This is a genomic window from Methylopila turkensis (assembly GCF_027922325.1).
In the GTDB taxonomy this organism is placed as follows: Bacteria; Pseudomonadota; Alphaproteobacteria; order Rhizobiales; family Methylopilaceae; genus Methylopila; species Methylopila turkensis.
The window spans coordinates 109,533-121,939 of sequence record NZ_BSFL01000001.1 but is presented as its reverse complement, the minus strand read 5'-3'; the positions used below and the strand labels follow the sequence as shown (position 1 = coordinate 121,939).

Annotated in this window: 7 protein-coding genes and 1 tRNA gene; all 8 read right to left on the bottom strand. The window is 68.2% G+C overall.

Going from position 1 to position 12,407, the window contains the following annotated elements:
- Positions 1 to 8 precede the first annotated feature (8 nt).
- Entirely contained in the window at positions 9 to 8,600 is an 8,592-nt protein-coding gene (locus tag PKE78_RS00525) for a glycoside hydrolase family 94 protein (RefSeq protein ID WP_271198886.1), read from the bottom strand.
- A gap of 212 nt (positions 8,601 to 8,812) precedes the next feature.
- Positions 8,813 to 9,058, bottom strand: coding sequence for a hypothetical protein (locus PKE78_RS00520; RefSeq protein ID WP_271198885.1), 246 nt, complete (start codon positions 9,056 to 9,058; stop codon positions 8,813 to 8,815).
- 38 nt (positions 9,059 to 9,096) lie between these two features.
- Positions 9,097 to 9,231: a hypothetical protein gene (locus PKE78_RS00515; protein ID WP_271198884.1), complete on the bottom strand. Its 135-nt coding sequence runs from the start codon at positions 9,229 to 9,231 to the stop codon at positions 9,097 to 9,099.
- 771 nt (positions 9,232 to 10,002) lie between these two features.
- Positions 10,003 to 10,890: a transglutaminase family protein gene (locus PKE78_RS00510; RefSeq protein WP_271198883.1), complete on the bottom strand. Its 888-nt coding sequence runs from the start codon at positions 10,888 to 10,890 to the stop codon at positions 10,003 to 10,005.
- A 64-nt stretch (positions 10,891 to 10,954) separates the two neighbouring features.
- Positions 10,955 to 11,137, bottom strand: a complete 183-nt coding sequence (locus PKE78_RS00505; protein WP_271198882.1) for a hypothetical protein — start codon at positions 11,135 to 11,137, stop codon at positions 10,955 to 10,957.
- Entirely contained in the window at positions 11,134 to 11,379 is a 246-nt protein-coding gene (locus PKE78_RS00500) for a hypothetical protein (protein WP_271198881.1), read from the bottom strand. Before PKE78_RS00500 ends, PKE78_RS00505 begins: the two co-directional genes overlap by 4 nt.
- Positions 11,380 to 11,624: 245 nt before the next feature.
- A complete protein-coding gene (locus PKE78_RS00495) occupies positions 11,625 to 12,122 on the bottom strand; it encodes a hypothetical protein (RefSeq protein WP_271198880.1) in 498 nt (165 codons plus the stop codon).
- Between the two features lie 208 nt (positions 12,123 to 12,330).
- Positions 12,331 to 12,405, bottom strand: a tRNA-Gln gene (locus PKE78_RS00490).
- Between the last annotated feature and the right edge of the window lie 2 nt (positions 12,406 to 12,407).

Here is a 12,407-nt window from a genome sequence, read left to right as displayed (position 1 = left end):
GCAGCCTGTCAGAACGAGGCGTCGGAATAGGGGCGGGTCGGAACGATCCGTGCCGAAAAGGCGCCTCGGAGGTGAGGCGATTTGGATCCAGACCCGGCCAGGGTGATGGTCAGCTCGTGCTCTCGCCCGTCCAGCGGGATCCGCGCGCCTTCAGCCGCCGGATCGAGCGGTGCGCCATCGAGGGCGTACAGCGGGGCCTCGTCGTCGTCCGCTAAACGACGCTCAACCCGGATCCGGCAGACCGTACCCTCGACCGTAAGCGTCGCCTCGAAGCCCGGCCATGACGGCGGAATCACGGGCGCGACGCGCAGGTGCGCGCCCCCGCGGGTGCCGCCCAGAATGCCTTCGAGACCGGCGCGGTGCATCCAGGCGGCGGAGCCCGTGTACCAGGTCCAGCCGCCGCGCCCGACATGGGGAGCGACCGAATAGACGTCGGCCGCCACCACATAGGGCTCGACCTTGTAGCGCTCGGCCGCGGCGCCATCGAGCGCGTGGTTGATGGGGTTCAGCAAGGCGAACAGGTCGTGCGCCCTGGCCCCGTCGCCGAGCTTGGCGAAGGCGAGGATCGACCACATCGCGGCGTGCGAATACTGCCCGCCGTTCTCTCGCAGGCCCGCCGGATAACCCTTGATGTAGCCGGGGTCGTGCGGGGTCGAGATGAAGGGCGGCGTGAACAGGACCGCGATCCCGTCGTCGCGCCGGATGAGGCGTTCGTCGACCGAGGCCATGGCGCGGGCGGCGCGCTCCGGGTCCGCCGCGCCCGACAGCACGGCCCAGGACTGTGCGATCTGGTCGATGCGGCATTCGTCGCTGTCTTCAGACCCGAGCCACGTCCCGTCGTCGAAGGTCGCGCGGCGATACCATGCGCCGTCCCAGGCCTCGCGCTCGATCGCGGCGCGGACGCTTTCGGCGTGCGCTCGCCAGCGCGCGGCGCGCTCCGGGTCGCGCGGCTCGGCGAGCGGGGCGAACAGCGCGACGGTTCGGATGAACAGCCAGCCGAGCCAGACGCTCTCGCCCCGGCCGCCTTCGCCGACGCGGTTCATGCCGTCGTTCCAGTCGCCCGTGCCCATCAGCGGCAGGCCGTGCGGGCCGGTGAGCTCCACGCACTGGTCGAGGCCGCGGGCGCAGTGCTCGAACAGCGAAGCGCGCTCGGCCGCCTCCATCGGCTGGAAGAAGGCGTCGTGCTCGCCGGGCTTCAGCGGCGGGCCGTCGAGAAAGCCGGTCTCCTCGTCGAGCACGGCGGCGTCGCCCGATGTCGCGACGTAGGTGGCGGTCGCATAGGCCAGCCACACGCGATCGTCGGAGATGCGGGTGCGCACCCCCTGGCCGGAATGCGGCAGCCACCAATGCTGGACGTCGCCTTCCGGGAACTGGCGGCTCGCGGCGCGCATCAGGTGGCTGCGCGTTTCGGCCGGATCGATCAGCGACAGCGCCATGCCGTCCTGCATCTGATCGCGGAACCCGTAGGCGCCGCTCGCCTGATAGAAGCCCGAACGCGCCCAGATGCGGCAGCCGAGCGCCTGATAAAGCAGCCAGCCGTTGAGCATGATGTCCATCGCGCGGTCCGGCGTGCGAACCTGAACGGCGCCAAGCCGCGCTTTCCAGCTGTCGGAAACCTCCGCCAGCACGGCGTCGATATCGGCCGCGCGCGTGCGAACGACTAGCGCGCGCGCGTCCTCCTCGGAACGGCATTGGCCGATGAGCCAGACGATCTCGGCGCTCTCTCCAACGCCGAGCGCGACCTCGGTCGAAAGCGCCGCGCACGGGTCCAGCCCGGCTCCGGTCGCGCCGCAGAGCGGCGTTTGCCGGAACAAGGCGGCCGGCGCCTCCGGGCCGCCGTTGCGGCCGAGGAATTCGGTACGGTCGGCCGTCCAGCCGGTCTGGCGTCCGCAAAGGTCGGAGAACGCGACCCGGCCGGGGAACGCCGAGCCCCATGGGTTGCGGGCGAACAGGGCTCCGGTGTCGGCATCGACCGCCGTCGTCACGAACGGCGCGGAGGCGCCGCGCGCGGTCCCCAAAACCCATTCGGCGAAGGCCGTGACGGAGAGCTTGCGCGGGCGGCCGGAGGTGTTGCGCAGCGTCAGCCGCGAAATCTTGACCGGATCGGCCACGGGCACGAATTGCGTCAGCTCGAGCGCGACGCCGTTCGCCTCGTGCTCGAAGCGGCTGGAGCCGAAGCGGTGGCGGGCGACATAGAGCCCGCCGTCGCAGATCGGCTGCGCGGTCGGGGTCCAGACGTCGTCGGTCTCATCGTCCCGGACGTAGATCGCCTCGCCGACCGGATCCATCACCGGATCGTTCGACCACGGCGTCAGCTGGTTCTCGCGGCTGTTCTCCGACCATGTCGAGCCGCCGCCGCCGGCCGAAACCTGGAAGCCGAAGCCGGGATTGGCGATGACGTTGATCCAAGGCGCGGGCGTCGTCGCGCCGCTGTCGAGCGCGACGACATATTCACGGCCGTCGTCGCCGAAGCCGCCGAGCCCATTGAAGAATTCGAGCCCCGCCGTCGCCGCGGCGCGCTGCGCCTCGGTGCTCTTCGCCTTTGGCGTCATGCGCCGCGCAGGCGTTGCGAGGGGCGCGAGCGCGACGAGGCGCGCCATCTGGGCCGTGATCGGGCCGCGGCGAGCGACGAGCACGACGCGCGCGACCGACAGCAGCAGGTTGCGGGCTTCGATCGGCAGCAGGTCGGCGCGGAGCGTATAGACCCCGCCTTGCGCCGGCGCGTCGCCGAGGCGTGGCCGGGATTGGCTCGAACGCACGGCGGTGTCGATCGCGATCTGCAGGTCCTGCAGGTAGGACGAGGCGTGCTCGTTGACGATGACGAGATCGACCGAGATCCGCTTCATCCGCCAATATTCGTGGGCCCGCAGCAACTGGCGGACCTGGTCCATGTCCTCGACGTCGTCGATCCGCAGCAGCACGATGGGCAGGTCGCCGGAAATCGAATAGGGCCAGAGCGCCGATTGCGGACCCGCTCCGCGGACGATGGCGTCCGAGGCCGCCCGGAAGCGCGCGTCCGGATAGAGCAGCGGGGCCGCGAGCCGCTGGAAGTCGGCGGCCTCTTCCGCGGTCACGTCGAGATGGCGGAGCTGCACCTGCGCCTGCGTCCAGGCGAGCGTCTTGGCGCGGTCGAAGGCGTTGCGGTCGTGATGGGCGTCGACGAGGTAGAGCAGGTCCTCGCGCGAGGTCGCGACCACGGTCCAGAACGCGACGCGCACGCGGCCGCCGGCCGGGACCGTCACGCGGCGGCGGATCGAAAACACCGGGTCAAGCACCGTCCCGACCGTGTTCGACAGCGGCCGGGCCGCATTGCCTGCGAAAGCCGCAGCGGGCGCCAGACTGCGCCCGAGGAATCTCGCGCGATCGGTCTCGTATTCCGGAGCGGCGGTCTCGCCGCCCTCGACCACCGCGAAATGCGCCGCGCAAGGCGCGGCCTCGCCGTTCGCGCGCGGGCGGCGAGTGGCGACCAACGCGCCGAATTCCGGCAGGTGCTCGGTCACGACGAAGAGCTTGGCGAAGGCCGGATGGGCGGCGTCGGCGGCGGGCGGGGCGAGCACGATCTCGGAATAGGACGTCAGCTCGATCTCGAGGGCGGTTCTGCCGGCGTTGGTCAGCGTGACGCGCCGGACCTCGGCGTCGACCTCGCCCGAGACGATGACCTCCATGGTGGTGGTCAGCGGTCCGTCGCGGCGGATGAAGCTCGCCTGGTCCTCGCCGAACACGACCTCCTGGTGGTCCGCCGGCGCGCCGATTGGTTGGGCCGCGGCCGACCACGTCCGGCCGCTCGCGACGTCGCGCAGCGTGACGAAAGACCCGAGATCGTCGCGGGTGGCGTCGCCGCGCCAGCGGGTGACCGCGAGGTCGCGCCAGCGGCTGTAGCCGGCGCCTTCCGCCGTCAGCATGACGGCGTAGCGGCCGTTCGAGAGGACATGGGTGACCGGAGCGCCGCCTGTCGACGGCGTCACATGCCGCATGACCGAGGCTTCGCTGACCTCGCCGGCGGATGCCTTGACCTCTTCCGCGCGAGCCTGAAGCACCGCTACGTCGCGCGGCATGCGCTCCTGCATCAGGAGATCGCAGGCCTGGATGATCGGCTCGCCGTGGAACCGCGCGCGCATGCGACCGTTCTGCAGGACGTTCGAAAGCGCCACGATCGTCATGCCCTGATGGTGGGCCATGAAGTTGCGAACGATCGCGACGCTCTCCCCCTCCGGCAGGCGCGAGCGGGTGAAGTCGAGCGCCTCGTAGAAGCCATAGCGGCCGCGCGCGCCCATATCCGCCATGCGCTCGAAATTCGCCAGCGCGCCCTGCGGGTCCACCATGGCGGCGAGCGCGGTCGCGTAAGGGGCGAACACCGCGTTCTCGGCAAGGCCGCGCTTCAGCCCGAGGCCAGGCACGCCGAAGTTGGAATACTGGTAGGTGAATTCGAGATCACGGGCGTTGTAGGCGGATTCCGAGACGCCCCATGGAACCCCAAGCGACTTCCCGTAGTCCTGCTGGCGGCGAACCATCAGGCGGTTGGTCTGCTCCAGCAGGCTTCCGGCCGGCGCGCGCATGACGAGCGACGGCATCAGGTATTCGAACATCGAGCCCGACCAGGAGATCAGCGCCGAGGCGCCGCCGATCGGGGTCGCGGTCCGGCCGAGGCGGAACCAGTGCCGGGTCGGAGCGTCGCCCTTCGCGATGGCGAACAGGCTTGCGAGCCGGGCTTCCGAGGCGAGCAGGTCGTAGCAACTCGGATCGAGCCGGTTGTCGGGCAGCGAATAGCCGATTGAGAACAGTTTGCGCTCAGGATCAAGCAGGAACGCGAAGTCCATCGCAAGCGCGGTCGCGCGCGCCTCCGCGGCGATGGCGCCCGCCCGCTCGGCGAGCGCGAAACTCGGGCGTTCGGCTTCGTCGCGCGCGTGCTCGGCGACGCCCTGCGCGAACGCCCTGATCCAGAATTGGAAATCAGCCCTGTCGTCGGACGCCGTCGACGGCAGCACGTCGCGCGCGACCTTCAATGTCTTTTCGGCCAACCGAGCGAGCACCGGCGCGAGCGAGGAGATCGCGACGCCGCCATTCAGCTGACCGTCGATCTCGTCGAGGATTGCGACGATCTGGCGGCCGTGATCGTCCTCGCGCGACACGAGCGTGGCCAGCGCGCTTCGGGCGAGCGTCAGGTTGTCCGCGAGCCCCTGCCGCACGGCCGGCGCTACAGGCTCGGCGGCCCATTCCTCGCAGGCGTTGGCGAGCGCGATGAGGTGGCCTGCGAGATTGCCGCTGTCGACGGTCGACACATAGGCCGGAATGAGGGGAGCGCCGTCCTCCGTGCCGTACCAGTTTAGAAAATGCCCGCGATGGCGCTGCAGCTTTCGAAGCGACGCGAAGGTCGCCTCCAGCCGCTCGACGGTCTCGGCCGTTCCGGCCCAGCCGAAGTCGCGCGCCGCGACCGCCGACAACAAGTAGAGCCCGATATTGGTCGGCGAGGTGCGCCGTGCGATGACCGGGTTAGGGTCTTCCTGAAAGTTGTCCGGCGGCAGCATGGTGTCGGCCGGCGTCACGAAGGTCTCGAAGAACCGCCACGTCCTGCGGGCGATCAAGCGCAGCTCGCGCGCGTCGTCGGGTGAGACGGCGAGATTGGACGCTGCTGTCGGCGAGCGGCTGGCCCAAAGCGCGATCGCAGGCGCAAGGCCCCACGCGACTGCGAATGGGAGGATCAGGGCCCATGCCGCGGGCGCGATCGCGAGACAGAGAGCGGCGAGCCCGAGCCCGAGGCCCGTGCCTCCCGCCATCATCCTGTAGAACCCGCCGAGCGTCAGCCGCGGCGCCGCGCTCGACTGGGCGGCGGTCGTCCATTCGAGCAGCCGGCGCCGGGTCCGGAACACCCGGTCGAGCGTGCGCGCGATGGCGTCGATCCCTCGCCATGCCTGGTCGGGCAGGAAGGCGAGCGACAAACCGATCTGCGTCGCGGCGAGCCTGAGATCGCCGAGCAGCGCGCGGTTGTGCGCCCCAAGATGGATTCCCGAGCGCCGCGGCACCACGCAGAAGAACAGGTGGAGCGCGCCCGGAATGGCGATGGCGAGAACGGTGAACAGCACGCCCAATGCGGCGGCCGGAGCCGGCGCCAGCCAACTGGCCGCGAGCATCGCCATCGCGGCGGGCGCGACGAGGGAGCGGCGGAGGTTGTCGAGCATCTTACCGCGCCCGACCGCAGGCAGGCCGGCGCGGCCCTCTCCCACGCCCAGCACCCACGGCAGCAGCTGCCAGTCGCCGCGCGTCCAGCGGTGCTGTCGGCGCGCCGCCACGTCGTAGCGGGACGGGAAATCCTCGATGACCTCGACGTCGGACGCCAGACCCGCTCGCGCGAATATCCCCTCGAACAGGTCGTGGCTCAGCATGGCGTTGTCGGGCATCCGACCGGCAAGCGCGGCCTCGAAGGCGTCGACGTCGTAAATGCCCTTGCCCGTGTACGAGCCTTCGCCGAACAGGTCCTGGTAGACGTCCGAGATCGCGGCCGCGTAAGGATCGACGCCGCCCGGGGCCGAGAACGCCCGCTGATAGGCCGAGCCCTCCCGGCCGATCGGCAATGAGGGCGTCACCCGCGGCTGGAGGATGCCGTAGCCCCGGACGACGCGCCGTCCGGCCGCGTCGAAACCCGGCCGGTTCAGCGGATGGGCCATCTTGCCGATGAGCCGGCTCGCCGCGTCGCGCGGCAGGCGCGTGTCGGCGTCGAGCGTGATGACGTAGCGAACGTCCGCAGGAACCTTAGGCGTGGTTCCGTTAAGCGACGTGAAGCTCGTGTCGGTCGCGCCGCGCAGCAGCCGGTTCAGCTCGTGCAGCTTGCCGCGCTTGCGCTCCCAGCCCATCCACACGCCGTCGACGGCGTTGAAGACGCGGCGGCGATGCAGCAGCAGGAAGCGGTCGCCGCTCGGGCCGGGGCCGTGCGTCGTGTTCAGCCGCGCGATCGCGGAAGCGGCCAGCGTGAGAAGCGGGTCGTCGCCGTCGAGGATCTCGCGGTCGGCGTCGAGGCCGTCGACCACGAGCGCGAACGAGATGTCGCCGCCGGCGCCTGCCAGATGATGCACCTCGAGCCGCGCGATCTGCTCGGCGAGATCGGCTTCGCCGGTCAACAGCGTCGGCATCGCGACGAGCGTCCTGAGCTCCGACGGCACGCCTGTCGACAGGTCGAGACCCGGAAGCGCGTTGGCGCCGAAGCTCCAGCCGATCACGCGGTTGACGAGCGCTGTGGCGACGTCGGTGGCCGGGATGAAGCCGAGCAGCGCGATCACCCACGGCCAGACCGATCCGCCGCCCGCCGCGGCCAGCGCCCAGACGACGCCGCCGAGGAGCGCGGCCGTGAGCGCGAGGATCGCGCCGACATAGCCGCCGATGCCGAGCCTGATGCTCCATTGATTGAACCAGAGCTTCGGCGATGGACGGAAGCCGATGGCGCGTTCGAGGGCGGGCCGGCCTTCCGCGATCAGATGATATCCCGGATCGCGGACCCGCTCCGCACCGGCCGCAGTCTCCGCCGCGTCAGATCGCGCCGCCGCAAGAGCCGCGTCGGCGACCTGGAGCTCGCTTGCCGACGAACCGCGGGCAAGCTGCTCGATCGCGCTGCGGTAGAGATTGCGGGTCGGGAAATCCATCGCCGCGAAATCGCTTGCGGCCATCAGCCTTTCGTCCACGAGGCTGACACTCTCGAACAGCTCCGCCCAGTCGATGTCCGAGATCAGCCGCATGCTCGTGATGACGTTGCGGATCGTGAGGTTCGAAGCGCCCTGGCGCATCTGCGCGTGCCGCACAGCCTCCTCGATCGACGAGCCTTGCAGCGTCAGGCGCTGCTCGAGCCACTCCAGCGCCGGATTGGTGCGCGGGTCCTGATCGCGCAGGCGCTTGGCGAGCTGCGCGGCGAACAGCTCGGAGACCGGCCCGGCGGCGCGCGTGGCGATGTCGGCGTCGAGCGCGGACCGCGCTCCGCCCGATGCGAGAAGCCGGTTGGCGAGCGCTTCGGCGTCGGCGCGAGCCGCGCGCGCGACGCTGATCTGGTCGGCGAGCCTACGCAGGTTCTCGATCAGGACGATGCGGATCGTGATCGCCACCGCCCAAAGCTCGCCGATCGTAAGCGGCTCGACCCTCTGATAGGCGGCGACGAACCGCTTGAGGACTTCCGGATCGAAGTGGCTGTCGGTGTGGGCGACATAGGCCCATGCGATGCCGAACACACGCGGGTAGCCCTTGAACGGACCGTCCGAAAGTTTCGGCAGCTGGCGGTAGTAGCCTGGCGGCAGGTCTTCCCGGATCTCGCGGATCTGGTCTTCGACGAGGTGGTAGTTGTCGAGCAGCCATTCGGCCGCTGGCGTCACGCCGCGTCCGCTCTCGAGCTCGGCTGCGCTCGCCTTGTAGGCGGCGAGCAGCGTGACGGCGTTCTCGCCGAGCCGCACGCGAAGCGACCGCACGAAAGGCGGCCGTTCGGCGACGGGCTGGGCGGCCGCGAGCGATTCGGCGTGCTGCTCGAGCCGCTCGATCCCGAAAAGTTCCTCGCGGACCGGGGAAACGTCGTCCCAAGGCTCCGCCGAAGCCCGGCGAGCGAGGATATTGCGCGCGATCTCAAGCATGTCCGCCCTTTCAGCCACGACCTGTCGGCAGGGCGATCCGTTCTATGCGCCGGCGACACGGCGGCGCCTCATCGCTCAATGCCCGGCCGCGTTGATCCGTCCCGCCAAACGCAAAAGCGCTTCGACCGCGGCGGAGACCGAAAGCGGACTCATTCGTCATCCAATGCGACGCGCGGGCTCCCCAATTTGGGGGGAGCGGATCGGAAGGCGCGTCAGGGTTTGGCCGTGGCCGCGCGGTCTTTGTCGAGAGCCGCCGTCAGATCCGCGTGGTCAACGAGATGGGACTGGACCTTGCCGCTTCGCACGCCGACCGCTGGCGTCTCGAGCAGCGTGGCGACACGGTGATAGGCGAGGATGGAGACGCCCATGATCTCGTCTTCGTCGACGAGAAGTCTGTAGGTCCCTGCGGGCTGAGGACCATCGAGAGCCTTCAACGTGAAGGGCTGGTGAAACGTCACGGTCGATTCTTGCGTCCGGCGCGTCATGGCGGTCGCCGTCAGATTTTTTTTGACTTTGGCCCGCTGGGCGGCGCGGCGCCGATCTTCAAAGCCGTGGTCGGAGCGGGCTGTGCTTCCCTAATCTTCTTCGGCTTCTTGGCTTCCTTATTTCCGCGTTTCTGTGCCTTGGCCATGCGCCGTACTCCGGTTGGGCCCCTCAGGACCGGGAGACAAAGGAAGACCCGCCGCTTCGAAAGGCGGCGGGATCGAAGGCGCTCTCGAGCGCCTCTCTGGAGGCTTCGGCTCCGCTACAAGCGAGATTCGCCGGTCCATCCGTGATCGATGTCGCTCCCGGCTCGCTTCGCTGTTCCGTCTCGAGCGATCGGAACGAGAGTGATGTGGGTGACCTGTCAGCGCCGCCATTGTCCGGCGCAATGACGCCGAAGCCCTTCTGGGCGTTGAACCATTCACCGCTCCCGAAAATCAGTGGTCCTGCCCACCACGAAGCAGGCCTCCGAGACGCGCCTTCAACACGCTTTCGCGCAAATAAAATCCGGCGGAGTGGAGTCGAGCGTCAGAAAAGAAATATTAATTCTGTCGAACGGCAATCTTGAAATGATGTGCATGTCGCCGATTGCAATGACGTGTGCGTTTTTTTTATTTTTCTGGTACAAATCTCGCAGCCGTGGGCCACCGCGGTTAACCCAGTCGCTTTAGGAGCTCTTTTTGGACGTGGTTGTAAAAGCGGTCCCCGGCGAGAAAGAGTGGCTGCTGATCGACCTTCTGGGACGTTCAATGGGGGTGATCCGAACGACCGACAGCGGACAGGTCCATGTCGAGCCCGACGGAAAGGCGACCGCGACCATGACCGGGATGCGCTGCGGTCCGTTCGCCTCGCTCGACGAAGCGCTCGCGATGATCGAGACGCACACCAGAGGCGTCTGCCGCCGCGAGTCCGACGGAGCTCAGTCCGCCGCGGACGGCGGGCCCGCCGCGACAGTCGAGACCTCGACGGACATGCCTGAGAACGCGTCAGCGGAGCCGAGATAGCTGCCGGAAAGCGGCATGATTTGCCTGATGTCTCGTGCGACCGCGACCGGGATGAGGTTGGCGCTTCCGACGCTTCGGTTGGTCGGATCGAAGGTGATCCAGCCTGCGCCCGGCACATAGACCTCCGCCCAGGCGTGGGTCGAGCCAAGCCCGTTCGAGCCGATAAGCCCCACGCCTGGATCATGGAGATAGCCCGAGACGACCCGCGCTCCAAAGCCCAAGCTGCGCGCGGTCTCGGCGAACAAGGTCGCGAAGTCGCGGCACGAGCCGCGCCGGCGATCGAGCGTCTCGAGCGGCGACTGGACGCCTTCGTCTTCGCGGATCTCGTATGCGACCTCGGCCGCCACGCCGGCGTTGACGTCCTTCAGCAGCGACAGCGTGTCGGTCGGCTGGCCGTACACGAAGCCGCGCGCCCAGGCGCGCAGCCGGCCCGCGGGATCGAGATACTGGTTGAGCGTCAGCGAACCGAGGTCCGTCCGCTCGTCGTCCGAATAGGGAAACGGATACTGGATCGCGGACGCCGCGACGTCGAAGACCGGCCATGCCGACGCGTCGAGTTCGATCTTGGCGACGCTCTCGATCGTCAGGAGATCGGTCGCGTCCACGAAGGTCGCGATCGCCACGGCGTTGCCGAACACGTCGTAGCTCCAGGACAGCGACGCCGCTGGCGCGATCGAGACGTCGATCGAAAGGAGCCGGAGTTCGCGGCTTTCGCGGGGGCGGATAACCATCCTGTGGGGGTTGAGCCACACCGGGCTGCGGTAACGATAGATCGTGCTGTGGCGGATCGTGATCTCGTCCAATGCGGTCTCCTGCGCTTGCGCCGCGGAACGCACGCCTGCGATCGATCGGCATGCGATGTCCGGCTCAGGCGTTTCCAGCTCGCGGGTCGTCGGCGAGAAGTTCGTTCTGGACGCTCACGAGCTTTCGCAGCGTCTCGATCATTCTGGCGGCGTCCTGCAGCAATCGCGCGGTCTCGTCCGGCGTCAGGTCGTCCGTCATGACGGCCGCTGCGCGAAGCACGTCGACGAGATCGGGCGTCGGCTTCAATCGTCGAACTCCGCCGGCGTCCGTCCCGCGCGAAACAGCACCACCGGATTTTCGTCCGCCTGCTCCGTATCGACGTCATAGCCTTGGCTAAGCGCGACGACGCCGGCGAAGCGGCTTTCCGCTCGTTCGGCGCGGCTCTTGGCCTCCGCGGCGGTGTTGAATTTCATTGGGGTTTCGGCCCGCAACTTGCCGCGCTTGTCAGCGCTCCAAGTCAGCACGATGTGGATTGTCTCGATCGCCATGCGCCGGAATAGCAGCGATCCGGGACGCCTGTCTCGTGATCGCTCAGTCGTGAAACGAATTTCCGGAAAGTTCGAACAACGGAACTCGTTGCTTGAAAAGCGCGACGGCGATGTCAGTTTTCGGCTGAGCAGGCAACGTCCGCTTCTGGCGCTATGCCGAAGCTGGCGCCCCCGGTCGGGCTTGAACGACGTCGGCTTTGGGCAGCGAGAGCTACGTCGCGAGCGCGTTACGCACCTGGAGGTCGTCAGATTGAAAGTGATGGCGGTCGAAGGCCGTGCGCTTCGATCAGTGCGAGCGCGCTGGCAAGCTCGTTGCGAAACGCTGTCGTCTCACGCTCTAACTGCTTCAAGCGCCGGTTCGATTTCTCTCCGCTCAAAAGCGTTTCGTAGACGAGCTCGTCACGGCGGGCTTCTGCGATCTGATGTTCGCGATCGATTCTCGCGCGGTACGCGGCGACGTGAGCTTTGGCCACCTCCGAAAGCCGCGCCCGTTCCACAGTCATGGCGCGCTCGTGCTCGGCTCCGAGTTCGGCGCGGTAAATGGCGAACGCATTCTTCGCTTCGGCAGCGCGCCGCGCCTCGGTGGCCGCGGCCTCTTCAGCCTGCCGTCGCTTGAGCGCTTCGGTTTCGCGGTCGATCTGGAGCTTCACCGAGCGCGCCCAACGGGCGCGACCTGGACCGTGCCGCTCGTGTCCGAAATCGGCGCCGACCATCGCCTGATAGCGATCAAGAAGATCGCGCATCGCGTCGCAGTATGACGAGCGTTCGACGGCCTTCGTTCCGGCGCCGCTGTTCTTCGTGCTCTCGCTCTGAGCCCTCCGGCCGGCATGCGCTGTCTCGTGCGAGAGCCGTCCGTCGATCAACTGCGGGACGATAAAAAAATGAATGTGCGGGAAGCCGGCTACTCAGCCAGATCAAAAAACCTTGAAAACTCAGGCAACGGTCGGCGACTGGCTGGGGCGGGAGGATTCGAACCTCCGCATGGGGGAATCAAAATCCCCTGCCTTACCGCTTGGCTACGCCCCAAC

Coding starts and splice junctions, on each gene's coding strand:
- PKE78_RS00525 (WP_271198886.1), bottom strand. CDS start 8,600: ATGCTTGAGATCGCGCGCAATATCCTCGCTCGCCGGGCTTCGGCGGAG.
- PKE78_RS00515 (WP_271198884.1), bottom strand. CDS start 9,231: ATGGCCAAGGCACAGAAACGCGGAAATAAGGAAGCCAAGAAGCCGAAG.
- PKE78_RS00500 (WP_271198881.1), bottom strand. CDS start 11,379: ATGGCGATCGAGACAATCCACATCGTGCTGACTTGGAGCGCTGACAAG.
- PKE78_RS00495 (WP_271198880.1), bottom strand. CDS start 12,122: ATGCGCGATCTTCTTGATCGCTATCAGGCGATGGTCGGCGCCGATTTC.